Source organism: Streptomyces sp. NPDC058864 (assembly GCF_042742985.1).
In the GTDB taxonomy this organism is placed as follows: Bacteria; Actinomycetota; Actinomycetes; order Streptomycetales; family Streptomycetaceae; genus Actinacidiphila.
Map to the genome: position 1 here is coordinate 1 of NZ_JBHYMQ010000098.1, position 24,249 is coordinate 24,249.

At 71.8% G+C, this 24,249-nt stretch carries 23 protein-coding genes, 1 rRNA gene and 2 riboswitches; of the genes, 8 read left to right on the plus strand and 16 right to left on the minus strand.

Features of this window, described 5'->3' with window-relative positions:
- Positions 1 to 359: 359 nt before the first annotated feature.
- Positions 360 to 2,045 carry a cytochrome c biogenesis protein DipZ gene (locus ACFW3D_RS38825; protein WP_500512795.1) on the minus strand — a complete coding sequence of 562 codons (1,686 nt, stop codon included), beginning with the start codon at positions 2,043 to 2,045 and terminating at the stop codon, positions 360 to 362.
- 122 nt (positions 2,046 to 2,167) lie between these two features.
- Positions 2,168 to 2,593, minus strand: a complete 426-nt coding sequence (locus ACFW3D_RS38830; RefSeq protein WP_500512797.1) for an Ohr family peroxiredoxin — start codon at positions 2,591 to 2,593, stop codon at positions 2,168 to 2,170.
- 223 nt (positions 2,594 to 2,816) lie between these two features.
- Between ACFW3D_RS38830 and ACFW3D_RS38835 the strand changes: the two genes are divergently transcribed.
- The 5 genes from ACFW3D_RS38835 (at position 2,817) to ACFW3D_RS38855 (ending at position 6,260) form a co-directional block, all read left to right on the plus strand.
- Entirely contained in the window at positions 2,817 to 2,996 is a 180-nt protein-coding gene (locus tag ACFW3D_RS38835) for a hypothetical protein (protein WP_500512799.1), read from the plus strand.
- Positions 2,993 to 3,124: a hypothetical protein gene (locus ACFW3D_RS38840; RefSeq protein WP_500512801.1), complete on the plus strand. Its 132-nt coding sequence runs from the start codon at positions 2,993 to 2,995 to the stop codon at positions 3,122 to 3,124. The genes ACFW3D_RS38835 and ACFW3D_RS38840 overlap by 4 nt, the downstream gene beginning before the upstream one ends.
- A gap of 269 nt (positions 3,125 to 3,393) precedes the next feature.
- Entirely contained in the window at positions 3,394 to 4,410 is a 1,017-nt protein-coding gene (locus ACFW3D_RS38845; RefSeq protein ID WP_500512803.1) for an alcohol dehydrogenase catalytic domain-containing protein, read from the plus strand.
- An 82-nt stretch (positions 4,411 to 4,492) separates the two neighbouring features.
- Positions 4,493 to 5,095 (plus strand): TetR/AcrR family transcriptional regulator, encoded by a 603-nt coding sequence (locus ACFW3D_RS38850; RefSeq protein ID WP_500512805.1) that lies wholly within the window; start codon positions 4,493 to 4,495, stop codon positions 5,093 to 5,095.
- A gap of 337 nt (positions 5,096 to 5,432) precedes the next feature.
- Positions 5,433 to 6,260: a PhzF family phenazine biosynthesis protein gene (locus ACFW3D_RS38855; RefSeq protein ID WP_500512807.1), complete on the plus strand. Its 828-nt coding sequence runs from the start codon at positions 5,433 to 5,435 to the stop codon at positions 6,258 to 6,260.
- A 7-nt stretch (positions 6,261 to 6,267) separates the two neighbouring features.
- Here the strand turns inward: ACFW3D_RS38855 and ACFW3D_RS38860 are convergent, their stop codons facing one another.
- The gene (locus tag ACFW3D_RS38860; protein WP_500512809.1) at positions 6,268 to 7,095 is read right to left on the minus strand and encodes a CPBP family intramembrane glutamic endopeptidase; all 828 of its coding nucleotides are present in this window, start codon (positions 7,093 to 7,095) and stop codon (positions 6,268 to 6,270) included.
- A 34-nt stretch (positions 7,096 to 7,129) separates the two neighbouring features.
- Complete coding sequence (locus ACFW3D_RS38865) at positions 7,130 to 8,626, minus strand: glutamate-cysteine ligase family protein (RefSeq protein ID WP_500512811.1); 1,497 nt, start codon at positions 8,624 to 8,626, stop codon at positions 7,130 to 7,132.
- A gap of 557 nt (positions 8,627 to 9,183) precedes the next feature.
- Between ACFW3D_RS38865 and ACFW3D_RS38870 the strand changes: the two genes are divergently transcribed.
- Positions 9,184 to 9,774, plus strand: a complete 591-nt coding sequence (locus tag ACFW3D_RS38870) for a hypothetical protein (RefSeq protein ID WP_500512813.1) — start codon at positions 9,184 to 9,186, stop codon at positions 9,772 to 9,774.
- 248 nt (positions 9,775 to 10,022) lie between these two features.
- On the plus strand, positions 10,023 to 10,229 hold the full coding sequence (locus tag ACFW3D_RS38875) for a DUF5999 family protein (RefSeq protein ID WP_500512815.1): 207 nt from the start codon (positions 10,023 to 10,025) through the stop codon (positions 10,227 to 10,229).
- Positions 10,230 to 10,298: 69 nt separating this feature from the next.
- Here ACFW3D_RS38875 and gcvP read toward each other — a convergent pair whose 3' ends face one another.
- Complete coding sequence (gcvP, locus tag ACFW3D_RS38880) at positions 10,299 to 13,184, minus strand: aminomethyl-transferring glycine dehydrogenase (protein WP_500512817.1); 2,886 nt, start codon at positions 13,182 to 13,184, stop codon at positions 10,299 to 10,301.
- A 39-nt stretch (positions 13,185 to 13,223) separates the two neighbouring features.
- Positions 13,224 to 13,336, minus strand: a riboswitch (glycine riboswitch).
- Between the two features lie 4 nt (positions 13,337 to 13,340).
- Positions 13,341 to 13,445, minus strand: a riboswitch (glycine riboswitch).
- A gap of 101 nt (positions 13,446 to 13,546) precedes the next feature.
- On the opposite strand from gcvP, the gene ACFW3D_RS38885 reads away from it, so the two are divergent.
- Positions 13,547 to 13,927, plus strand: coding sequence for a PRC-barrel domain-containing protein (locus ACFW3D_RS38885; protein ID WP_018558702.1), 381 nt, complete (start codon positions 13,547 to 13,549; stop codon positions 13,925 to 13,927).
- On the opposite strand, the gene ACFW3D_RS38890 is transcribed toward ACFW3D_RS38885, so the two are convergent.
- The 11 genes from ACFW3D_RS38890 to rrf all read right to left on the minus strand — a co-directional run.
- On the minus strand, positions 13,840 to 15,294 hold the full coding sequence (locus tag ACFW3D_RS38890; RefSeq protein WP_500512819.1) for a DNA polymerase IV: 1,455 nt from the start codon (positions 15,292 to 15,294) through the stop codon (positions 13,840 to 13,842). The genes ACFW3D_RS38885 and ACFW3D_RS38890 overlap by 88 nt on opposite strands.
- An 82-nt stretch (positions 15,295 to 15,376) precedes the next feature.
- The gene (locus ACFW3D_RS38895; RefSeq protein WP_500512821.1) at positions 15,377 to 16,000 is read right to left on the minus strand and encodes a MerR family transcriptional regulator; all 624 of its coding nucleotides are present in this window, start codon (positions 15,998 to 16,000) and stop codon (positions 15,377 to 15,379) included.
- 192 nt (positions 16,001 to 16,192) lie between these two features.
- Positions 16,193 to 16,666 (minus strand): bifunctional nuclease family protein, encoded by a 474-nt coding sequence (locus tag ACFW3D_RS38900; protein ID WP_018558705.1) that lies wholly within the window; start codon positions 16,664 to 16,666, stop codon positions 16,193 to 16,195.
- Between the two features lie 88 nt (positions 16,667 to 16,754).
- Entirely contained in the window at positions 16,755 to 17,501 is a 747-nt protein-coding gene (gene ftsR, locus ACFW3D_RS38905; protein ID WP_500512823.1) for a transcriptional regulator FtsR, read from the minus strand.
- Positions 17,502 to 17,520: 19 nt separating this feature from the next.
- Complete coding sequence (locus tag ACFW3D_RS38910; RefSeq protein WP_500512831.1) at positions 17,521 to 18,342, minus strand: FHA domain-containing protein; 822 nt, start codon at positions 18,340 to 18,342, stop codon at positions 17,521 to 17,523.
- Positions 18,343 to 18,453: 111 nt separating this feature from the next.
- Complete coding sequence (locus tag ACFW3D_RS38915) at positions 18,454 to 19,422, minus strand: DUF881 domain-containing protein (protein ID WP_500512825.1); 969 nt, start codon at positions 19,420 to 19,422, stop codon at positions 18,454 to 18,456.
- Between the two features lie 7 nt (positions 19,423 to 19,429).
- On the minus strand, positions 19,430 to 19,762 hold the full coding sequence (locus tag ACFW3D_RS38920) for a small basic family protein (protein ID WP_003984969.1): 333 nt from the start codon (positions 19,760 to 19,762) through the stop codon (positions 19,430 to 19,432).
- Complete coding sequence (locus tag ACFW3D_RS38925; RefSeq protein ID WP_500512827.1) at positions 19,759 to 20,700, minus strand: DUF881 domain-containing protein; 942 nt, start codon at positions 20,698 to 20,700, stop codon at positions 19,759 to 19,761. Before ACFW3D_RS38925 ends, ACFW3D_RS38920 begins: the two co-directional genes overlap by 4 nt.
- Positions 20,701 to 20,800: 100 nt before the next feature.
- Positions 20,801 to 23,296, minus strand: coding sequence for a sugar phosphate nucleotidyltransferase (locus tag ACFW3D_RS38930; protein ID WP_500512829.1), 2,496 nt, complete (start codon positions 23,294 to 23,296; stop codon positions 20,801 to 20,803).
- 141 nt (positions 23,297 to 23,437) lie between these two features.
- Entirely contained in the window at positions 23,438 to 24,046 is a 609-nt protein-coding gene (gene clsA, locus ACFW3D_RS38935) for a cardiolipin synthase ClsA (RefSeq protein WP_450400533.1), read from the minus strand.
- A 117-nt stretch (positions 24,047 to 24,163) separates the two neighbouring features.
- Positions 24,164 to 24,249 (minus strand): 5S ribosomal RNA (gene rrf / locus ACFW3D_RS38940); the annotation flags it as partial.

Here is a 24,249-nt window from a genome sequence, read left to right on the forward strand (position 1 = left end):
GCACCAACAGGTGCCGTGCCCTCGATCCGCCCCGTTCCCTTGTGCGCACGCGGTGCGGGGACATCCTCCGGGGCCCTCCCGCCCTCCCGCCGTCCCGTACGGGCGCCTGAGGCCGCGGCGCGCCCGGCGACGGAGGTCACGCACGCCGTGCCGTACCGTCCGCACACGGTGCAGGCGGCTTTCCGGTGTGCGCGGCGCCGTCGCGGATCCGGGCCACGAGGACCCGCCGGACCACCCCTGCACCGTGCCTTCCGCCGCCCTTCCCCCGGGCGCACGAATCTCCGTCGCGACGGCGCCCGCCCCCGGCCGCGGGGCGGACGGGGGCGGGCAGGAGGTACGGCCGGTCAACGGCCTGCCGGTCAGCCGAAGGTGAAGGAGTAGGCGCTGAGCCCGGGCGAGAGCTTCAGTGTCAGGACGCCCTGGCGGGACGAACTCCCGCTCACCACACGGCGGATGCCGGGGGCTCCGGAGACGGGGAAGGTGGTGGTCCGCCCGTCCAGGGTCGCGGTGACGGTTCCGGTGCCGCCGACGTCGAGGTAGACGTCGCGGGCGAAGAAGTCCAGGGTGATGCCGGCGTTCCGCCCGCTGGTGACCGCCTCCTCGCCGGCCTGCCAGGTCCCGGTCAGGGCGGCCTGGCCGGGAAGGAGCGCCTCCGGGCCGGCGAACTCGCCGGTGCCCGTGGTCACGGGCCCGTTCACCACGGCGGCGCTGCGACCCGCCCCCAGCGGGATCTCGGGTGTCTGCCGCTGGTCGGTCGGCGTGTCGTCGGGCACGTCCGTGGGGGGCGGCAGGGCGGCGCCCGGTCGGGCGTCGGCGAGCAGTCGCCGGATCAGCGACTCGGTGCCGCCGTAACCGCCCTCGCCTACCGCGACGTGCCTGACCCTGCCGCGGGCGTCGATCAGGTACTGCGTGGGCCAGGCCTGGTTGCCGAAGTTGTCCCAGGTCTTGTAGGCGTTGTCCAGGGCCACCGGGTAGTCGACGCCGAGCCGCCGGGCGCCGGCCTTGACGTTGCCGGGGTCGCGCTCGAAGGCGTACTCGGGGGTGTGGACGCCGATCACCACGAGGCCGTCGGACCGGTAGTGCTCGTACCAGGCGTCGACGTGCTCGATGGCGCGCTGGCAGTTGATGCAGGAGTAGGCCCAGAAGTCGACGAGGACGACCTTGCCGACCAGCGACTCCTTCGTCAGCGGGGCGTTCCCAGGGGTGTTGAGCCACTGCTGGATCCCCGAGAGCTCCGGCGCCGGCCCGCAGTCCTGGAGGACGGACGCGGGTTCCGCCGCGCAGGAACTCAACTCCCGTGGGCCTGAGGAGCCGTGCCCGCCGGGGAGGCCGGGGCCGGCGATCGCGTCGTTGACGCGTGCGGTGTAGTCGGGGACGGCACGCTGCACCACGTCGGTGAGGTTGAAGGTGAGGCCGAAGGCGAGCACGACGAAGGTCAGTCCGGCGGCGAACCGCACCCCGCGCTGCCGTTCGCGGAACGCGCGCACCCGCTCGCCCACCCTCCGGCCGGCCAGCGCGAAGAAGAGCAGCGGCACCGCCGTGCCGACGGCGAAGGCGACGGCGAGCACGACCGTCCCCGGGCCGATCCGGTGGGTCGCGCCGGCGACGGCGATCGCGGCGAGGACGGGACCGGCGCAGGGCACGTACACCGTCCCGAGCACGAGTCCCAGCAGGAAACCGCCGCGGCCGCCCCCGACGCGCCGCTGCCCGATCCGCGCGAACGGACGCTCCAGCAGGTCCTGCACGGCGGGGAACATCATGGCCACACCGAGCAGGAGCAGCACCCCGAGTCCCGCCCACCGCAGGATGTCCGGCGGCACCGGCAGGGCTCCGAGCACAAGGGTGCCGAACAGCGTGATGAGGCTGAAGCTGACGACCAGTCCGGCCATCACCGCGTACGGCCGGCTCCTGCGCGCCGGTTCCGCGCCCTGCCGGGACGCCGGGACCCCGCCCGAGAGGAAGACCAGGGGCAGGACGGGGAGCACGCACGGGGAGACGGCGGTGACGAATCCGCCGACCAGCCCGATGAGCAGCAGCGTGAGCAAGACGACCTCCGGACGGGGCTCTCACGGACGGCCCCGGGGGGAACGGCGTCGTGCGGGGGCCCGGAGCCCCGGCACGACGCGAACGGACGGTGCCACCGCGGTGCGCGGCGGCGGGCACGGCCTCAGGCGGCGGTGGCCTCGACGGTCACCGGGACGGCGAGCGCCTTGGAGGAGGGACGGACCCGGTGGGCGCCCGTGGCGAGTTGGCCGGCGGTTCGCTGGTCCACACCGCCCGCCTCGAGGGTGAGCACGGCGCCGAGGCTGTGGTCCCCCTGCTCGTGCCGGCGGTGGAGGGTGACCTCGGCGACGACGGCCACGTCCCGTACGCGCACCCTGCGCTCCGCGGCCGCGATCTTCACCGCGCCCGGGAAGCGGGAGGCCCACCCCGCGGCGAGCGGCTGCTCCGGGCTGGTCGCCCCGCCGTCGCCGCCGAACTCCTTCGGGACGGCGAGCGTGAGGTCGAGAAGCCCGTCGTCCGACGCGGCCCGGCCTCCGTCGCGGCCCTCTCCGGTGCCGGTGACGACGGCCGTGCAGTTCGTCTCGGTCACGATCAAGCCTTTCTCGCGCGTCCGGGGACAACCCGGTCCGGCATATCACCTGCCCGGATGGTGACGACTGTGACAGAACCCGCCGTCACCTGTCAAACAGGTGACGCGTCGCCATCAACGCCCGCCGCCCTGCGGCCCGTGAGGCAAATCACCCCCTTGACAGGTGACGACGAGGAGGACATCGTCAACGGGAACGACAACCGCCCGCGGAGGAGACGACGCGATGCAGCCCACGCAACAGAAGACCCCCGACGCCGCCGCGGCGGCCCGCCAGGCCCGGTTCGGCAGGCTGCCGGAGCGCATCCGGCCCGACCAGATGGTCCAGGAGAGCCCGGCCACGGCACCCGATCCGGCCAGGAACGTGTACACCGCCGACGAGTGGCTCGTCCGCTACTGCCTGTGACCCGGCCGGCCCCACCGGCCGAGGAGACGGAGGTTTCCCCCGTGCGTGTCCCCAAGCCGCTCCTCGCGGCGTCCCTGATGGTGCTCGCGGCAGCGGTGAGCGTCGCCTGTTTCGCCCAGGTCGTCTGACCGCCCCGCCCCCACCCCCGACCCATCACGCCGGCCCGCCCCGACCACCGTCGGAGCGGGCCGGCGCCGTCACGACCGGAGCATCGCCGGGCTCGGCGGACGGCGCTTGACGCATTTGAGACGACCGGTCATATTGGTTCTCCGGTGCAGGTCGCCCGTCGCTCCGGCGCGACGCGTGCGGCCTGCGCCGCGGCCCGGTACCGCCGTCATTGCCGCGGCGCCCGACCCGGCCACCCCGAAACCCATCGGTCGACCCGTCGAGGAGAACCATGTCCACGTACCGCGCATTCGAGGTCACAGGCGCCCGCAACTTCGAACTCGTCACCCGCGAGATCGTCGCCCCGCCCGCGGGGCACGTCCGGCTGAAGGTGGAGAGCTGCGGCGTCTGCCACTCCGACGCGCTCGCCGTGGAGGGCATGCGGGCCGACCCGTCGCAGCCGGTCGTCCCCGGCCACGAGGTCGTCGGCGTCATCGACGCCGTCGGCGAGGGCGTGACCGCCTGGCGCGTCGGCGACCGGGTCGGTGTGGGCTTCCTGGGCGGCCACTGCGGCGAGTGCACGCCCTGCCGCCGCGGTGACTTCGTCAACTGCACCGCCCAGCAGCAGATCGGCACCACCACCGACGGCGGTTACGCCGAGGTGCTGATCGCCCGCAGCAGCGGCCTGGTCCGGGTGCCGGACGAGCTCCCTCCCACCCTCGCCGCCCCGCTGCTCTGCGCCGGCCTCACCATGTTCAGCGCCCTGCGCCGGCTGGACGTCCGCCCCGGCGGTCTCGTGGCGATCCAGGGCATCGGCGGCCTCGGCCACCTGGGCCTGCAGTACGCCGCCCGCCTCGGCTACCGCGTGGCGGCCATCGCCCGCGGCCAGGAGAAGGAGAGGCTCGCCCTCGAACTCGGCGCGAGCCACTACATCGACAGTTCGGCGCAGGACCCCGGCGCCGAACTCCGCGCGCTGGGCGGCGCGGACGCCGTCATCGCCACGGCGGCCAGCGGCACGTCGATGACCCCGCTCGTTCCCGGGCTCGCCCCGCACGGGCACATGGTCGTGGTCGGCGCCTCCATGGACCCGATCTCCGTGGCCACGCCCGACCTGATCTTCGGTTCGCGCGCCATCAGCGGCCTCCTGACCGGCTCCGCGATCGACAACGAGGACAACCTCGAGTTCAGCTCGCGCTCCGGTGTCCGCGCGATGATCGAGACGATGCCCCTGTCGCAGGCACCCGAGGCCTACGCGCACATGATGTCCGGGAAGGCCCGCTTCCGGGTCGTGCTGGACACCGCTGCCTGACCCGGCGGGGCGTGCCCTGCCGGGTGTATTTTTGACAGGCGGGAGACGACCGGCCATATTGCGGTGCGGAGGAGGTGGCGCCATGGCCCGGCAGAGCATGCGCGAGGCGATCGTCGACGCGGCGGTCGCGCAGTTCCACGCGAAGGGGTACAACGCCGCGGGCGTGAAGGACATCACGGACGCGGCCGGAGTGCCGAAGGGGTCGTTCTACAACCACTTCGACAGCAAGGAGTCGCTGGCCCTCGTCGCACTCGACCGCTACGGCGCGGACCGGCGGACGCACGAGCTGGCGGAACCGGGCACCGCCCCGCTGACACGGTTGCGCGCGCACTTCGAGCTCCTGCGGGACGAGACCGTGGACGCGGACTTCACCCGGGGCTGCATGTTCGGCAACTTCGGCGCCGAGATCGCCGACCACAGTGAGACGATCCGCGCGGGTGTCCGCGCGTCCCTCGGCGTATGGGCCTCGCTGATCGCCGGCACGCTCGCCGAGGCACAGCAGGCCGGCGAGCTGCGGGCGGACCTCGACACCGGGCGGACGGCACGGTTCGTGCTCAACGCCTGGGAGGGCACGCTGATCACCGCGCGCTCCGGCCGGTCGGGCGAGGCCTTCGAGGACTTCTTCGACATGGTCTTCGGGACCCTGCTGACACCTCCGCCGGCCCCGCCGGCAGACACGGCCTGACGCATGACGACGGGACGGTGCCCGATCGCCCCACGGCGACCGGGCACCGTCCCGTCAGCGTTCCCCCGGCCGTTCCAGCACCGCCTTCGCGCCGGAACGCGCGGGCTGCCGGGCGGTGCCGGCCGCGCACGCCGACCTGGTCCGTCCGATGCTCGACGACGCGCCGCCCTCCTGACGGCGCAGCCGGGAAACCCCGGCCGCTGCCGCATCCCCCGTCCCAAGTGGGCAGGACCCGGGCCCCGTTGGGGCGCGGAACCGGCCACGGCACCCCTGCCGCGGGCCACCACCCCTCGATTGGCCCTGGCCGGTCGCGTCCGGACCTCCGTAGGCTCCCGGCATGCGGATCCGTATCGTCGACGCCTTCACCGACCGCCCCTTCGCCGGCAATCCCGCGGGCGTGCTGCTGCTGGACGCGGACAGCTTCCCCGAGGACGGCTGGCTCCAGCGGGTGGCCGCGGAGGTCAACCTCTCCGAGACCGCGTTCGCCCATCCCACGCCCGGTGCCCAGGACGCGGACTGGGCCCTGCGCTGGTTCACCCCCAGGGCCGAGGTGAACATGTGCGGGCACGCCACCCTCGCCACCGCGCACATCCTGCACAGCACGGGCACCGCCCGTGGCCCGGTGCGGTTCAGTGCCCGCTGCGGCGTCCTCACCACGGCCGCCGGCGAAGACGGCACCATCACCATGGACTTCCCGGTGGCCCCGCTGACCTCGGTCGTCGTCACGGGAGAGATCTCCGCCGCGATCGGCGCCGACGTGCTGTCGGTGTACGAGACCGGGGACGACGTGGGAGACCTGCTGGTGGAGGTCGTCGACGAGAAGACCGTGCGGTCGCTCACGCCCGACATCGCCGCCGTCGCCGCGCTGCCCTCCAAGCGCGGTCTCATCGTGACCGCGGCCGCCGAGTCCCCGGCGTCCAGCGGCTACGACTTCGTCTCGCGCGGCTTCTTCCCCGCCGTCGGCATCGACGAGGACCCGGTCACCGGCAGCGCCCACACCGCCCTGGCTCCGTTCTGGTCGCGGCGCCTGGGCCGCGACGAGCTCACCGGGCTGCAGGCCTCCGCGCGTTCGGGCCTGGTGCGCACGGCGCTCGGCGGCGACCGCGTACGGCTCAGCGGTCGCGCCGTCACCGTGATCGACGGCGAGCTGCACGCCCACCCGTAAGGCGGCCTCAGGCGGTCGGCAGCCAGCCGACCTTCCCGGCGAGCAGCGCGTAACCCACGAAGGCCACGATGTCGATGAGCGCGTGGGCCGCCACCAGCGGCCCCACGCGGCCCCAGCGCCGGTAGAGCAGCACGAACACGACGCCCATCGCCATGTTCCCGATGAGTCCGCCGATGCCCTGGTAGAGGTGGTACGAGCCGCGCAGCACACTGCTGGCCACCAGCGCGCCGACCGGCGTCCAGCCCAACTGGCCGAGCCTGCGCAGCAGGTAGCCGACGACGACGACCTCCTCGAGCACGGCGTTCTGGATCGCGGAGGCGATCAGCACGGGGATCTTCCACCAGACGTCGGGCAGCGACTCCGGAACGACCGTCAGGTTGAACCCGGAGGCGCGCGCGCCCAGGTAGAACAGCAGACCGGTGCCGCCGATGGCCGCGGCCAGCGCGGCACCGCGCAGTACGTCGGTCCGCGGCCGGCGCAGGTCGAAACCGATGGCGGGCATGCCCGTGCCCTCGCGGGCCAGCAGGTGGGCGACGAGCGCGACGGGGACGAGGGCGGTGGCGACGCCGAACAGCTGCCAGGACAGGTCGAGCCACGGACGGCCCGGCGCCTGCGAGCCGACGAGGGTGGCCGCCTGGTCCTTGAGCCCGCCGGGCTTGGTCAGCGACCCGATGAAGCTGATCAGCGCCGAGAGCGCGCTCGCACCGAGCGACAGCGCGAGCACCAGGAGGGTCTCGCTGCGCAGCGTGCGCGGGGCGAGCCGCTCCGCCGCACCGGCACCGGACCCGCCCGGCTCCACCGAATTCCTGTCCACAGATTCCTCCACCCGCGCCATCCTGCCTCATCGGCCCGATGGCACGGGCGGCGGCTCAGCGCTCCCGCGGCCACTCGTGCACGGGGGCCCCGGTGTGCATCAGCTCGCAGTAGCGCAGGGTCATCGCGGCCAGCGCACGCTGGCGGTCCAGTCCGCGGTCCAGCTCCTGGTGGAAGGCGACGGCCTGCCACTCGGCGCCGTTCATGCGGTTGCGGCAGCGGCCCTCGATGATGCCGAGGTAGTGGTCCCGGTCCACCGGGTCGATCCCCCACGCGTCGAGTCCTGCGGCGGCCATCGGCAGCAGTTCGTCCAGGACGAGTTCGACGGCCCCGATCTCCACCAGCCCGTTGCCGCGCCCCGGCCGCGGCCAGGTGAACACCGCGTCGATGCCGTACCGGCACGCGGCGTCGAAGTTCGCGGCGGCGGCCGCGAACGGCAGCCGGCTCCACACCGGGCGCGACGCCTCGGCGAGGGAGCGGACGAGCCCGTAGTAGAAGGCCGTGTTGGCGAGCACGTCGGCGACGGTGGGACCGGCGGGCATCACCCGGTTCTCCACCCGCAGGTGGGGCACGCCGTCGACGACCGCGTACACCGGCCGGTTCCAGCGGTAGATCGTGCCGTTGTGCAGCGTGAGTTCCTTCAGCTGCGGCACCCCGCCCTCGTCGAGGACGTGCAGCGGGTCCTCGTCCTCGCAGATGGGCAGCAGGGAGGGGAAGTAGCGCACGTTCTCGGCGAAGAGGTCGTAAGCGGAGTCGATCCAGCGCTCGCCGAACCAGGTCAGCGGCCGTACGCCCTGGGCGCGGTGCTCCTCGGGGCGGGTGTCGGTGGCCTGCTGGAAGAGCGTGGGCCGGGTCTCCCGCCACAGCTCGCGGCCGAACAGGAACGGGGAGTTGGCGCCGAGGGCGACCTGGGGACCGGCCACGGCCTGCGCGGCGTTCCACACCGCGGCGAAGCGCGCGGGGGTGACCTGGAGGTGCATCTGCATCGAGGTGCACGCGGCCTCCGGGGCGATCGAGCCGGAGACGGAGGTCAGCCGCTCCACCCCCGATATGTCCAGGGTGATGTGCTCGCCGCGGGCGGCCAGGATGCGGTCGTTGAGCAGCATGTAGCGGTCGGCGCGGGAGAGGTTGGCACCGACCAGGTCCTGCGCGCCGAGGGTGGGCAGGATTCCGACCATCACGATGCGGGCGCCGACCTCGCGGGCCTTTCCCTCGGCATATCCCAGGCCCATGCGCAACTCTTCGGCGAGCCGGTCGAGGACCCGGCCGGAAAGCCGGTGCGGGGCGATGTTCACTTCAATGTTGAACTGCGCGAGCTCGGTCTGGAAATCACGGCTCGCGATGCGCTCGAGGACCTCCTCGTTCATCATGCGCGGCAGCCCGTCGCGGTCGGTGAGATTGAGTTCGATCTCCAGCCCCATCAGATTGCGGGGACGGTCGAACCTCTTCTCCTCCAGCAGTCGCTCCAACCCCAGCAGGCACTGCTTCAGCTTCCTGCGGAACCGCTGGCGGTCGGCCAGGTCGAACCCCGTGGCCACGACCTTTTCCCCCATCGGAGGTCCTTCCTCGAGTGGGCCGTGATCACATCATGCCCAGCCCTGAGATCGATAAGGCCCCCGGCGCCGCCCCGGAACCGCTAAGCTGGCCACGAGCACCGTCTCGCGGCACATTCCGCGGGCATGTACGGAATTCACATGCCGGCGGCGGCCCTCTCGTGAAAAACACCGACGAGATTCAGCCATCCGCAGTAACACGGAAAGCGCAGTTCACGGCGTGGCCGACGGTGCAATCGGGGATCTAATACGCGCCCAGGGTGACCTGGAACCGCCTTGCCCGTAATATCGCTGACGGCTAGATGAAACACTGCGCGAACACTCCTCGTATATCCTTCGTTCACAGGCAGAGCCTCCGCGACCCGCCGCGCGCCCGCGACGCACCGGCCACGGGAAGGGATCCGCATGCCCACGCTGATTCCGTTCGTCGCCGCCCCCACGCGCCTCACGGATCCGGGCTGTCCCGGCCTGCCGCAGTTCCATCAGCTCCACCGCTGACAGTGCTGTCCGCACCCCGCCGAGCACCCCCCGTGTCTCCTCATGAGAGGCCGCCCACCATGCCGCTGCAGGTAGCCCCAGCCCCCGCTCCCGCCCTGCGGAGCGTTCTCGCCGCCCTGAGCTCCCCCACCGCCGTCCGCGAGGCCCGCACCCCCTCGCTGCGCAACGCCACGGGGCCGCTGGTCGCCGAGCACCCGCTCCCCCTGCACGTCCTCGACCCCGTGATCACCGAACCGGGAGGACTGCCCCGGGCGCGGCTGACCGGCTGGCGCTTCCACATCCGCACGGGCGAGAAGGTGGCCGCCGCGGGCGAGACCGTGGACACCCCGGACGGCTGGGCGTTCTCGCACTTCTGCGAGGGCCCTTACCTGGCCTCCACCGAGCGCGCGCTGCGCCAGGCCGACGCGCTCACCACCCCCTACCAGCCGCACCTGCTCTCCGTACCGGGGCTCTACATGCTGACGCTGTGGCTGCACGGGGACGTCACGGCCGACGCGGGCACGGCGCAGCCGGCCCCCTCGGACCTGCTGGTCCCGCTGGCGCCGGCGCCGCCGGGGATCGCCGCGCACCGCATGCACCGGCTCTCCGACCTGGTGCCGGTACTGACCCTGCGCCTGGCTCCGCCACCACTGCTCGGCACCACCGCCTGAGGCTCCCGGCTGGGGCGACCCCGCACGCCTCCGTGACCGTCCGGTCACGGAGGCGTTGCATTGTCCGGGCAACCGCCCGCGAGAGTGAATGCGTCCCCAACTAACGAGGACAGCTCACGCGAAATCCCTGCGGAAATCCCTCAGTAGAGCAACACTGGGACCGACCGACTGAACGGGGGAGCGGCATGACTGAGGTTCCTACCCAAGGCAGCCGTACTTCACACCACTCGCAGCGAAAGACGTCGTCCATGTGCCCGCACCAGCCGCAGTGTCCGTCCGCCGGCAGCCCCGACCGCGAGGCCGCCCACATCATGGCCAGCCACCCCGAGCAGGGGTGGAGCCTGCTGTGCAACGGCGTCCTCCTCTTCGAGGACACCGGCGAACTCCTCCCCGACGGCCAGATCATCGCCCCGCACCGACCGCTCGGCAGCGGGCACATCGTCACGGCGGCCTGACCGGGCCGGGAACGACACAGGGCCGACCCCGCTGCAGCAGCGGGGCCGACCCTTGCGCGTCAACCGCCCTTACGCGTCGTACTCGTCCAGCGGGGGGCAGGAGCAGACGAGGTTGCGGTCGCCGAAGGCACCGTCGATGCGGCGGACCGGCGGCCAGTACTTGTCCGCGGCCGACACACCGGCGGGGAAGACCGCCTCCTCACGGGAGTACGCGTGCTCCCAGTCGCCGCCCAGGGCCGCCGCGGTGTGCGGGGCGTTGCGCAGCGGGTTGTCCTCCTTGGGCCACTCCCCCGAGCCGACCCGCTCGATCTCGGCGCGGATCGCGATCATCGTGTCGCAGAAGCGGTCCAGCTCCGCGAGGTTCTCGCTCTCCGTCGGCTCGATCATCAGCGTCCCGGCAACCGGGAACGACATCGTCGGCGCGTGGAAGCCGTAGTCGATCAGGCGCTTGGCGACGTCGTCGACCGTCACGCCCGTCTCCTTGGTCAGCGGGCGCAGGTCGATGATGCACTCGTGCGCGACGAGCCCGCCCGGCCCGGTGTAGAGCACCGGGAAGTGCGGCTCCAGGCGCTTGGCGATGTAGTTCGCGCTCAGCACCGCCACCTGGGTGGCGCGCTTGAGGCCCTCGCCGCCCATGAGCCGCACGTACGCCCACGAGATCGGCAGGATGCCGGCCGAACCCCACGGCGCGGCCGAGATCGGGCCGACGCCCGTCTCCGGGCCGGCGGCCGGCTGGAGCGGGTGGTTGGGCAGGTACGGGGCGAGGTGCGCGCGGACCGCCACCGGGCCGACGCCGGGGCCGCCGCCGCCGTGCGGGATGCAGAAGGTCTTGTGCAGGTTCAGGTGCGACACGTCGCCGCCGAAGTGGCCCGGCTTCGCCAGGCCCACCAGGGCGTTGAGGTTCGCGCCGTCCACGTAGACCTGGCCGCCCGCGTCGTGCACCGCGGCGCAGATGTCTCCGATGTGCTCCTCGAAGACCCCGTGCGTGGAGGGGTAGGTGACCATGAGCACGGCGAGCTCGTCGCGGTGCTGCTCGATCTTGGCGCGCAGGTCCTCGACGTCGACCTCGCCGTCTCCGGCGGTCTTCACGACGACGACCTTCATGCCGGCCATCACGGCGCTGGCGGCGTTGGTGCCGTGCGCGGAGGACGGGATGAGGCAGACCGTGCGCTGGGCGTCGCCGTTGGCGCGGTGGTAGGCGCGGACCGCCAGCAGGCCGGCGAGCTCGCCCTGGGAGCCGGCGTTCGGCTGGAGGCTGACCTTGTCGTAGCCGGTGACCTCGGCGAGGCGGTCCTCCAGCTCGTGGATCAGGGTCAGGTAGCCCTCGGCCTGGTCGGCCGGCGCGAAGGGGTGCAGCGCGCCGAACTCGGGCCAGGTGACCGGCTCCATCTCGGTGGTCGCGTTGAGCTTCATGGTGCAGGAGCCCAGCGGGATCATGCCGCGGTCCAGCGCGTAGTCGCGGTCGGCGAGGCGGCGCAGGTAGCGCAGCATCGCGGTCTCGGAGCGGTGCTGGTGGAAGACCGGGTGGGTCAGGTAGTCCACCTCGCGGATCAGTCCGGTGGGCAGCGCGTCCTCGGTGGCCGCGTCCAGGGCCTCGACGTCACCGGTGACACCGAAGGCGCCCCAGACCGCGTCGAGGTCGGCGCGGCCGGTGGTCTCGTCGCAGGCGATGCCGACCAGGTCGGCGTCGGCCTGGCGCAGGTTGACCCCGGCCTCGCGGGCGGCGGCCACGACCTCGGCGGCCCGGCCGGGCACGCGGGCGGTGACGGTGTCGAAGAAGGCGCCGGTGGTCACCTCGACGCCGCCGGCGCGCAGGCCCTCGGCGAGGACCGCGGCGTAGCGGTGGGTGCGGCGGGCGATCTGGGCCAGGCCGTCGGGGCCGTGGTAGACCGCGTACATGCCGGCCATGACGGCCAGCAGCACCTGCGCGGTGCAGATGTTGCTGGTGGCCTTCTCGCGGCGGATGTGCTGCTCGCGGGTCTGCAGCGCCAGGCGGTAGGCCTTGTTGCCGTCGGCGTCGACGGAGACGCCGACCAGGCGGCCCGGCAGGCTGCGGGCGTAGGTGTCGCGGACGGCCATGTAACCGGCGTGCGGACCGCCGAAGCCCATGGGAACGCCGAAGCGCTGGGTGGTGCCGACCGCGATGTCGGCGCCGAGCTCGCCCGGGGAGGTGAGCACGGTCAGGGCCAGCAGGTCGGCGGCGACGGTGACGACGGCACCGAGCCCGTGGGCCTGCTCGACGACCGGCTTGAGGTCGCGCACGGCGCCCGAGGCGCCCGGGTACTGCAGCAGCACGCCGAAGACCCCGCGCTCGGCGATCTCCGCGGGGATGCCCTCACTGAGGTCGGCGACGACGACCTCGACACCGGTGGGCTCGGCACGGGTCTCGATCACGGCGACGGTCTGCGGGAAGGCGTCGGCGTCGATCAGGAAGACGCCGTCCTTGACCTTGCCGACGCGGCGGGCCAGGGCCATCGCCTCGGCGGCGGCCGTGCCCTCGTCGAGCAGCGAGGCACCGGAGGTGGGCAGCCCGGTCAGGTCGGCGACGACCGTCTGGAAGTTCAGCAGGGCCTCCAGGCGGCCCTGGGAGATCTCCGGCTGGTACGGCGTGTACGCCGTGTACCAGGCGGGGTTCTCCATGACGTTGCGCAGGATGACCGGCGGGGTGAAGGTGCCGTGGTAGCCGAGGCCGATCATGGGCCGCAGCACCTGGTTGCGGTCGGCGAGCGAGCGCAGTTCGGCGAGGACCTCGGGCTCGGTGCGGGCACCGGACAGGCCGAGCGCCTCGGCGCTCTTGATGGTGTCCGGGACGGCGGCGGCGGTCAGCTCGTCCAGCGAGCCGTAGCCGACCTGCGCGAGCATCTTGGCCTGCGCGCCGGCGTCGGGCCCGATGTGGCGCTGCTCGAAGGGGATGCCGCGCTCCAGCTCGGAGAGTGGGATGCGGTTGGCGGTCATCTGCGGAGGCCTCCTGGTCTGGCGCGACACGGCCTCCCCCTCTGTCATCTGAACCTGAGAGCTTCACCGCCCCGCACGTGCCGGGGCGGCTTTCACCGTCGGTGAGGAAGGGGCCGCGCACGGGGTGTGCCGCCCTTTCCTGCTTTCCAGAGTGACCTCGCCCATGCGGTACGGATGCCTGAGAGATTCCGGGGAGGGTTTGCTCCTTCGGCGCCCGGCGGGCGGTTCCCCGCGTCGCCAGGACTCTCCCGCAAGGGGTCAGCAGCCGCTGTCAGCGTACCAGCGCGCTCCGGTACCGGGTCATGTGACAGCCGCCACCTTTCGTGCCTAAATAGGATTAATCGCGACCAGTTGGAGGGACCGTGCAGACCGGGATCGATCCGCGCAGCCTCATCGGACGCAGGGCCTTCGACCGCAACGGGATGAAGATCGGCACGGTGGACGAGGTGTACCTCGACGACGCCACCGGGGAGCCCGAGTGGGCGGCGGTGCGCACCGGTCTCTTCAGCCGGGACGCGTTCGTGCCGCTGGAACCGAGCGAGTTCACGGGGGAAGAGCTGCGCGTCCCGTTCGACAAGGCACTGATCAAGGACGCCCCGGACTTCGGCGTGGGCCGGCACCTCTCGCCCGAGCAGGAGCTCCAGCTCTACCACCACTACGGCATGAGCGGGCCCTCGCTCTCCGGCCCGGTGCCGGAGCCCCCGCCGGACCGCGACTTCGGCACGCTCGCCGGCGACAGCTGACGCGGCGGCCCCGGCGGGCCCGGTAACACCAGCGGGAGCGGCTCGGACGGCTCCAGCTCCGGGTCGGTCAACGCGAAGGTGCGCACCCGCCCCGGCACGGCCGAGCCGGGCTCCTCGAAGCGGACGGTGACCCTCCCGACCCCGCTGCCCTGCACCCACCCGGCGCCGTACTCGGTGTGCCGTACGTCCTGGCCCGGCACCCAGCGCCGCTCCGCCGGCCCCGGTTCCCGGATCTCCTCCCCGGACCGCTCCGGTGCCGCCTCGGACGGGCCGGGCTCCTCGCCTGCCGCCTCCCCCTCCCGCTCCGCCGCCTGGGCGAACAGGTCCTCCTGCGTGAAGTCGGCCAGCCCCGCGACACCGACGCCGAGCAACCGGACGCCGCCCGTGATGTCGACGGCCTCCAGCAGCCGCGCCGCGGTCTCCCGAACGACCGCCAGGTCGTCGGTCGGGGCCCGCAGCGTCTCCGAACGGGTCAGCGTCGTGAAGTCGTACCGCCGCACCTTCAGCACCACCGTGCGGCCCGAACGGCCCGCCGAGCGCAGTCTGCGCACGCAGCGGTCGGCCAGCCGGTCCACCTCGAGCCGGACCCGCACCCGGTCGGTGAGGTCGACGTCGAAGGTGTCCTCGACCGAGACCGACTTGCTCTCGCGGTCGGCGACCACGGGCCGCTCGTCGACCCCCAGGGCCATCCCGTGCACATGGGCGCCGTGCGCCTTGCCGAGCAGCCGTACCAGCTCGGCCTCCCCCGCCTCCACCACCTCGCCGACCGTGAGGATGCCCGCCCGCCGCAGGTGCTCGGCCGTGGCGGGCCCCACGCCGGGCAGCGCGCGCACCTGCATGGGGGCCAGCAGCTCACGTTCGGTACCCGGCTCGATGACCACCAGCCCGTCCGGCTTGGCCTGCTCCGAGGCGATCTTGGCGAGCAGCTTGGAGCCCGCGAGTCCCACCGAGCCGGTGAGCCCCGTCACCGCTCGGATGTCCGCCCGCAGCCGCTGCCCCACCGCGCGCGGGTCGTCACCGATGCCGCCCGCCTCCAGGTCGACGAAGGCCTCGTCCAGACTGAGCGGTTCGACCAGCGGCGACAGCCGCGACAGCAGCTCCATGACGACGTCGCTGATCTGCCGGTACACGGCGAAGCGCGGCACCAGGTAGGCGGCGTTCGGGCACAGCCGGCGGGCGTGCGCCATCGCCATCGCCGAGTGCACCCCGTGCACCCGGGCCTCGTACGACGCGGTCGCCACCACGCCGCGCGGCCCGATACCCCCCACGACGACCGGCTTCCCCCGCAGACTCGGCTTCGCGGCCTGCTCGACGGCGGCGAAGAACGCGTCCATGTCCAGATGGAGGATGGTCGGCGCGCTTCTCACAGTCACCGATGGTGCACCACGGGTCCGACATCCGCCGTACGCGTGTACGGCGGACGGGTGGGGAGCGGCCGTTCGGCCCGGTTCAGCCCGCGCGGTTGCGACGCCGTGCCAGCTCGTCGCCCGGGTTGTGGCCGACCAGGGTCTCCCCGGTGTCGACCCGCTCGGAGTGCAGCTGTGACAGGGCCCCCTCGACGTCCCGCCACACCACGCCCACCGCGATCCCGAAGATCCCCTGACCGCCCTGGAGGAGATCGACGACCTCGTCCGGGGAGGTGCACTCGTACACCGTCGCACCGTCGCTCATGAGCGTCATGCGGGTGAGCTCGGCGGGCGCGCTGGACCGCAGGTGCTGCACGGCGGTGCGGATGTTCTGCAGGGACACGCCCGTGTCGAGGAGCCGCTTGACGATCTTGAGGACCACGACGTCCCGGAAGCTGTACAGCCGCTGCGTCCCCGAGCCGTAGGCGGGCCGGATGCTGGGCTCCACGAGCCCGGTGCGCGCCCAGTAGTCCAGCTGGCGGTAGGTGATGCCGGTGGCCGCGCAGGCGGTGGGGCCGCGGTAGCCGACCTTCTCGCCGGCCTCCTCCGGCAGTTGTCCCGAGGTGTCGCCCGAACCCCCTCCGGGGGGCGTCGCGGCGTTGCGGGCCAAGGCCCCGCGCATCGGATACGGGCCGCCGAAGGCCGTACCGTCGCCGGTGCTTCTCACGCCGACCTCCCGTCCCTTCGCACCCCTCAGGGCACGCGCACGTGCCATCGGGACTTTCCTTCTCGACGGTAGGCAGTCACTCCGGGTGCGTCAACGATCGCCACGCTCGGCACGCCGAGTGATATCAACCCCAGAGGTGGTTTCCCGTGTCCCAGGTGGGGGTAAGGCTGGACGAATGGTTCCGGCGGGCCCTCATTGACTGCTGGTGCCGAAGTCCTCGGGCGAGATCTGGTCGAGGAACTCGCGGAACTTCTCGACCTCGTCCTCCTGCTCGTCCGGAATGGCGATGCCGGCGTCGTCCAGCACGCCGTCGCTCCCGTAGATGGGCGTTCCCGTGCGCAGCGCGAGCGCTATGGCATCCGAGGGACGGGCGCTCACCTCCACGCCGCTGGCGAACACCAGCTCGGCGTAGAAGACGCCGTCGCGCAGGTCGGTGATCCGGACCTCGGTCAGCGTCTGGCCGACGGCCTCGAGCACGTCCTTGAACAGATCATGGGTCAGCGGCCGCGCGGGCGTCATGCCCTGTTGCGCGAAGGCGATGGCGGTGGCCTCCCCCGGCCCGATCCAGATGGGCAGGTAGCGGTCGCCTCCCACTTCCCGCAGGAGCACAATCGGCTGGTTGGAGGGCATTTCGACCCGGACACCCACGACGTCGAGCTCGTTCACACAGCAACCCTAGGCCGTGCCCGGCAGGTTTGGGTAGTCGGGACCGGCCCGGCCGGTCCCCGACCGGGCGTGTCCTGGCCATGTCGGCTCAGAAGAGCCGCACCCTGAGCGCGGACTGCACCAGCGCCGCGTGCAGTCGCACCGACAGCGCCGCCAGCTCCCGCGCGGTGGCCTCCGCGTGCGTCCTGGTCTGCGGATTGCGGTGCCTGCGCAGTGGCGCGACCACCTGCTCCACCAGACCCGCCTCACGGTCGGCCGCCGCCTTCACCGCACGCAGATGGCGCGGTTCGAGCCCGAAACGGCCCAGATCGGCCACGATCTTGGCGATGTTCACCGTTTCGGCGTCATAGTCGCCGTCGGCACCGGCCTCCACCAGGCCGTACGCCTCCCACTGGGCGAGTACGCCCGGCTCGGCGCCCGTGGCGGCCAGCAGTTCCTCCCGGCCGATGCGCAGCGTCGCGGGCGCTTCCCGCTCCACCGTGCCGACCTCGAGCAGTTCCCGGGACTCCCCGGAGGCCGGGGCGGGCAGCGGCAGCGGTTCGCCCCGGTCGAGGGCATCGAGGTGCTCGCGGATCACTTTGAGCGGAAGATAGTGGTCGCGCTGCATGCGCAGCACGTGCCCGAGCCGTTCCACGTCCCGGACGGTGAACTTCCGGTACCCCGACGGGGTGCGTTGCGGCTCCACCAGCCCCTCCGCCTCCAGGAAGCGGATCTTGGAGATGGTGACCTCGGGGAACTCCTCCCGCAACTCGTTGAGCACCGCTCCGATGCTCAGCAGCCGGTCGTCCGCGGTGGCGGTGCCGTTTCCGGCACCGCCCGACGGTGTACGAAGCATGAACCTTCCCTCGCGGGGGTCAGGCGCCCCACTGGCTCGCGTAGAAGACCAGTCGGTACTTGCCGATCTGCACCTCGTCGCCACTGGACAAGGTCACCGAGTCGATCCGCTCCCGGTTGACGTAGGTGCCGTTGAGGCTGCCGACGTCGGCGACCGTGAAGGAACCGTCCTGCTGACGCCGGAACTCCACGTGACGCCGCGAGACGGTGACGTCGTCCAGGAAGATATCGCTCTCCGGGTGGCGGCCGGCCGTCGTCAGCTCGCCGTCCAGGAGGAAGCGGCTCCCCGAGTTGGGACCACGGCGCACCACCAGCAGCGCGGAGCCCGGGGGCAGCGCGTCGACCGCGGCCTGGGCCTCCGGGGACAGCGCCGGAAGGGTGGTCTGTCCCGTCGCCTCGGCCTCGTACGCCTCGATCCCGGAGATGGAGATCGTGGACGTGGTCTCGGAGGCACGCTCGGACGGCACTCCGGCACGCAGCGGCGCGCCGCAGTTGGAGCAGAAGCGGCTCGCTTCCGCGTTCTGGAACCCGCACCGCGTACAGACCGGCAAGGACCCTCCACCCGTGCTAGAGGCTGATGGTTGCTGGAAACCTATGCGCCCCGCAGCCGCAGGGTCAACAGAAACCGCACCAGGACCGCCCGAAATGTCACCACCCGGAGCAGCGGCCTCGTCACGGAACAGCGGGCGCTCCTCGCCCGGTCCCTCCCCCTGCGCGTGCCGCGGCGCGCGATGGCGGGCCGTGGGGCTGTCATCAGCCGGACGCGAACTCTTGCCGAACCACTTACCGAACAACTTCACGGGCGATTCCCCTTGAACGACACAGACCCGCCCGTGGGGCAGGACGAACCCTCAGTCACGACGAACACACAGTTTCTCTCACGCGCCACCCCAGCGGTGCGGCGACCCCCCGCATTCTGCTGCCCTCCCCCGCATACCCCACTCGCCCCCGCATCACCGGGTCGACGACTGAGCGTAGTCAGGCTGCTCCGACGGCCGCAAGGCGTCGACGACGATCTTCTCCGATCGCGTCACGTCCGCTGTGGCCTGCTCCTTCTCCAAAGTCTGTACCACGCCGCCGGGGATGTTCAGGGCGGGTTCAAGATCCTGTGGATTACCGATGACCTTGAAGCGGTAGGGCGCGTCCACCTTGCGCCCGTCGATCTGCACACCGCCCGAACCCTGGGTGAAGTACGTGTCGGCCACGACCCGCACGTCGTTGATCTGGATCGCCTCCGCTCCCGCGGCCCGCAGCTCCTGGAGCGCGTCGAGCAGCATGTCGGCCTCGACCGCGTCCTCTGGATCGTTGATGGTCAGCGTGATCCCGGGACCCTCGACGGCGACCGTACCGGCCAGCACCCCGAGCTGCTGGGCCTTCTGCTCGGTCTGCTTGCGAGCCTCCTCGGCCTGGTCGGAGCTGTTCTCCAGCTCCGTGCGCTGCTCCTCCAGACGCCGCCGCTCGTCGCCCAGCCGCTGCGAGCGGTTGTCCAGTTCGTCCAGGATGCGCACCAGGTCCTCCTGGCGGGCGCCGCGCAGCGCGCTGGTGTCGCTGGTCGAGCGGACCTGGATGGCCAGGCCGAGACCGAGCACGAACAGCAGCAGCGCGACGATCAACTGGGCCCGGGACACCCGCGGCGGCCACAACCCCGCCTTGAGGCGCTGCCGGCCGGTCGCGGCGGGTGCCGCGCCCGCGCCCTCGGGTTCCCCCGCGTCCGGCGGTGACTGCTGCGGACCCTGCGCGGAGGACCGCGCCTGCTCCGGCTCGGCGGACGGCAGCGGTGCGGGAGCGGGCAGCGCCGGGCGCACCGCGGGACGCTCGGGCTCGGCACGCTCCGCCGGCCTGCGCGGCTCCGCGGGCTCGCCCGGAGTGCCGGGGCGCGGCGCCTCCGGTCGCTCCGGCGTCTGGTCGTTCTCGTCGCTCATCGTGCTGTCACGCCCGGAAGACATGGCGGCGGATCGCCGCGGCGTTGGAGAAGATGCGGATGCCGAGGACGACGACCACACCCGTCGAGAGCTGCGCACCCACCCCCAGCTTGTCGCCCAGGAAGACGATCAGCGCGGCCACGACGACGTTGGAGAGGAAGGAGACCACGAAGACCTTGTCGTCGAAGATCCCGTCCAGCATGGCCCGCAGACCGCCGAAGACGGCGTCGAGCGCGGCGACCACGGCGATCGGGAGGTAGGGCTCGACCACCGTCGGTACCACGGGGCGGACCACCAGGCCCACCACCACTCCAACGATCAGGCCCAGTACGGCGATCAATTCGTACCCTTCCCATTTCCGGATGCGCCCGACGACGGCCCGGTCGACGGGACCGGGGTCGCTGAGCGGATGATCAGGCTCGGAGCCGCGGGCAGTTCGAGCTTCTCCTTCTCGGAGACGCGCGTACGGATCCCGTAGTTCTCCTGCAGGACGTGCAGATACTGCCCGTCCGCACTGTCCAGGAAGGACGTGCTCAGCTTCTGCGGGTCCCCGATCGCCAGGACCGTGTAGGGCGGTACCAGCGGCCGGTTGTCGACCAGTATGGCGTCACCCGCCGCACGGATGGCCGACAACGACGTCAGCCGCTGCCCGTTGATGGAGATGGCCTCCGCCCCCGACGCCCACAGGCCGTTGACGACGCGCTGCATGTCCCGGTCGCGGACGCGCCCGGTGTCCGAGAAGTCACTGGTCGTGCGCGGATCGTTGCCGCCGCCCGACGAGGCCTCCTTGGCGTCGTTGACCTCCAGCTCGATCCCCGGCCCCGTGACCGGTGTCGCACCGGCGAGCAGCGCCACGCGCTCCGCGTCGCCGTCCTGCTCCTTGAGCGCCTGCCGCTGCCTGGCCGCCACGTCGTCGCGCAGCCCGTCCACGTTCTTCTGCAGCTCGTCGGCGTTACGAGTCTCGGACTGGATGCGGTCGATGAGCTTCTGCCGCTCCTTGGCCAGCGTGGGGGCCGCCACCTGCGTCTGCACCGCGCCTATGGTGACCACCACAGCGGCCAGCACCAGGCCCAGCGCGAGCACCAGCCGGCCCCGCAGCGTTCCGGGCAGCCGGGACGTACCCGTCGCGCCCCGGCGTGCGGTGGCTTCGGCGTACCCGTCGTCGAGGCTGTGCTCCATGACGTTGGTCAGCAGCGACATGGAGGCGTCCGGGCGCCGGGTCACGGCCCTCCCAGGGGCGCTGCTCCGATCGGGGTGCTGCTGCGACATGCCGCACATCGTCGCACGTCCCCGGCACCTACCTCGAACGGGCCCCTCCCGACGCGCCGTTCGTCGCGTCGGGAGGGGCCCGTGAGCCGTTGCCGTTGCCGGAGCGGGATCAGCGGCCCGCGCTGTCCACGATCCCCGACCACTCGTCGAGCAGTGCCTGCGCGGAGGCGTCGTCCGGGCCTTCCGCCCACAGGTGGGTGACCGCCTCGGCCGGGTCGGGCAGCACCATCACCCAGCGGCCGTCCGCCTCGACCACGCGCACGCCGTCGGTGGTGTCGACGCTCCGGTCGCCCGCCTCCTCGACCACCCGGCGCATGACCAGGCCCTTGACCGCCCACGGCGTCGCCAGGTCCCGCTTGAGGACGTGGGCGCGCGGGATACGAGCGTCGATCTGGCTCAGGGTGAGCTGCGTACGGGCCACCAGGCCGATCAGCCGCACGAAGGCCGCCGCGCCGTCGAAGACGCTGCTGAACTCCGGGACGATGAGGCCGCCCTTGCCGTCACCGCCGAAGATGGTCGAGTCCTGCCTGCCGACCCGGGTGAGGTCGTCGGGCGAGGTCGTCGTCCACTCCACCTGCGTGCCGTGGTAGGCCGCGACCTGCTCGGCGATGCGGGTCGTCGTCACCGGGAGCGCCACCCGGCCGCTGCGGCGCTCGGCGGCGACCAGGTCGAGCAGGACCAGCAGGGCCCGGTCGTCCTCGATGATCTTGCCGCGCTCGTCCACCAGCGACAGCCGCTCGCCCACCGGGTCGAAGCGCACGCCGAAGGCGGCGCGCGAGGACGCCACGATCTCCCCGAGCCGGACCAGGCCGGCCCGCCGGCCGTCCGCGGTCTCGGTCGGCCGGGCCTCGTTGAGACCGGGGTTGATCGTCAGCGAGTCCACCCCGAGCCGGCCGAGCAGGCTCGGCAGGACGAGGCCCGCGCTGCCGTTCGCGGCGTCGACCACGACCTTCAGCCCGGCCTCGGCGATGCCCGAGGTGTCCACGGCCCGCAGCAGCGCGCCGGTGTAGGAGTCGAAGACGCTCGCCGGGAAGTTCAGGTCGCCGATCTCACCGGGGAACGCACGGCGGTACTCCTGGCGCGCGAAGACGCGGTCCAGCTTGCGCTGCCCGGCCGCCGACAGGTCGGCGCCGCGCTCGTCGAAGAACATGATGTCGACCGAGTCGGGGATGCCGGGGCTCGTCCGGATCATGATGCCGCCGGCGCTGCCGCGCGCGGTCTGCTGCCGCGCCACGGGCATCGGCACGTTCTCCAGGTCGCGCACGTCGATCGCGCTGGCCTGGAGCGCCGAGATCACCGCGCGCTTGAGGGCACGGGCACCACGGGAGTGGTCACGGGCGGTGGTGACGGTGGCGCCCTTCTTGAGCGTCGTCGCGTACGCCCCCGCGAGGCGCACGGCGAGCTCCGGGGTGATCTCCACGTTCAGGATGCCGGAGACGCCCCGCGCGCCGAAGAGGTTCGCCTGGCCCCTGGACTCCCAGATGACCGAGGTGTTCACGAAGGCGCCGGCCTCGATGGTCTTGAACGGGTAGACCCGGACGTCGCCCGCGATGATCGACTCCTCGCCGATCAGGCACTCGTCGCCGATGACCGCCCCGTCGTCGATCCGCGCGGCGCGCATGACGTCGGTGTTCTTGCCGATGACGCAGCCGCGGAGGTTGGTCTGGGGCCCGATGTAGACGTTGTCGTGGACGACGGCCTTGTGCAGGAAGGCACCGGACTTCACGACGACGTTGGAGCCGATCACCGTGTGCTCGCGGAGTTCGGCCCCGGCCTCGACCTTGGCGTAGTCACCGACGTAGAGGGGACCGCGCAGCGTCGCGTCCGGGTGCACCTCGGCGCCCTCGGCGACCCAGACACCGGGCGAGATCTCGAAGCCCTCGATGTCGACGTCGACCTTGCCCTCGAGCACGTCGGCCTGCGCCTTGATGTAGCTCTCGTGGGTGCCGACGTCCTCCCAGTAGCCCTCGGCGATGAAGCCGTAGACGGGCTTGCCTTCCTTCATCAGCTGCGGGAAGACGTCACCGGACCAGTCCACGGAGACGTCGGGCTCGACGTAGTCGAAGACCTCGGGCTCCATCACGTAGATGCCGGTGTTCACGGTGTCGGAGAAGACCTGGCCCCAGGTCGGCTTCTCGAGGAAGCGCTCGACCTTGCCCTCCTCGTCGACGATGGTGATCCCGAACTCCAGGGGGTTGGGCACCCGGGTCAGGCAGACCGTGACCAGCGCGCCCTTCTCCTTGTGGAAGTTGATCAGCTCGGTGAGGTCGAAATCGGTCAGGGCGTCACCCGAGATCACCAGGAACGAATCGTCCTTCAGTGCGTCCTCGGCGTTCTTGACGCTGCCGGCGGTGCCGAGTGGCTTCTCCTCGTTCGCGTAGGTGAGGTCCATGCCGAGTTCCTCACCGTCGCCGAAGTAGTTCTTGACGAGCGAGGCGAGGAACTGCACGGTCACCACGGTCTCGGTCAGACCGTGCCGCTTGAGCAGCTTGAGCACGTGCTGCATGATCGGCTGATTCACGACCGGCAGCAGCGGCTTGGGCATGCTCGAGGTCATCGGGCGAAGGCGCGTGCCTTCACCGCCGGCCATCACGACGGCCTTCATGTCGGAAGCGTCCTCCTCAAAGAGACGACTGTCTTGCCGACGTCACCCGTGCTCTCTCTTACGCGGACCGTCGCGGTCCCCCGGACCGCCGGTCACGCGCGGGGCACCCGGCCAGGAGGCTCTCCTGCCGGGTGCGCGGGCTCAATCGGCCGTGGCGTCCGCCCTGACGAGTCGGCGGACCTGGACCACGTAGAGGATCCCTGCCCACCAATACAGCGTTGTACCCCATCCGGCGAACGCCCATCCGAAAATAGCAGCGAGCGTGTTCAGCCACCCGTCACCGTCGCTCAGCAGCAGCAACGGGAAGGCGTACATGAGGTTGAAGGTGGCGGCCTTCCCCATGAAGTTGACCTGCGGCGGACCCCAGCCGTGCCGGCGCATGACCAGGATCATCACGCCCATGACGGCGTCCCGGGCCACCAGGATGGCCGTCAGCCACCAGGGTAGGATCCCGCGCCAGGTGAGCCCGATGAGCGTGGAGACGATGTACAGCCGGTCCGCGGCCGGGTCGAGCACCCTGCCGAGGCTGCTGATCTGGTTCCAGCGGCGTGCGAGCTTCCCGTCCAGGTAGTCGCTGACACCGCTCAGGGCGAGCACGAGCAGCGCCCACCCGTCGACCTTCGGACCGCCGAACTCGGGCCACAGGATGAGCCACAGGAACACGGGCACGCCCAACAGCCGTGCCATGCTCAGGATGTTGGGGATCGTGAAGACGCGATCCGTCTGCACCCTTGTCTCCTGGACCTCCACCGGGGGCCCCTCCTGTTGAACGTACGCTCCGATGATTCCACCCGACCTTACATCAGGGCATGAAAAAGCCCGCCGCCGGGCCTCTGAAGAGGCTCCGGCGACGGGCGTATAAAGATTGTTCGGCGGCGTCCTACTCTCCCACAGGGTCCCCCCTGCAGTACCATCGGCGCTGAAAGGCTTAGCTTCCGGGTTCGGAATGTAAC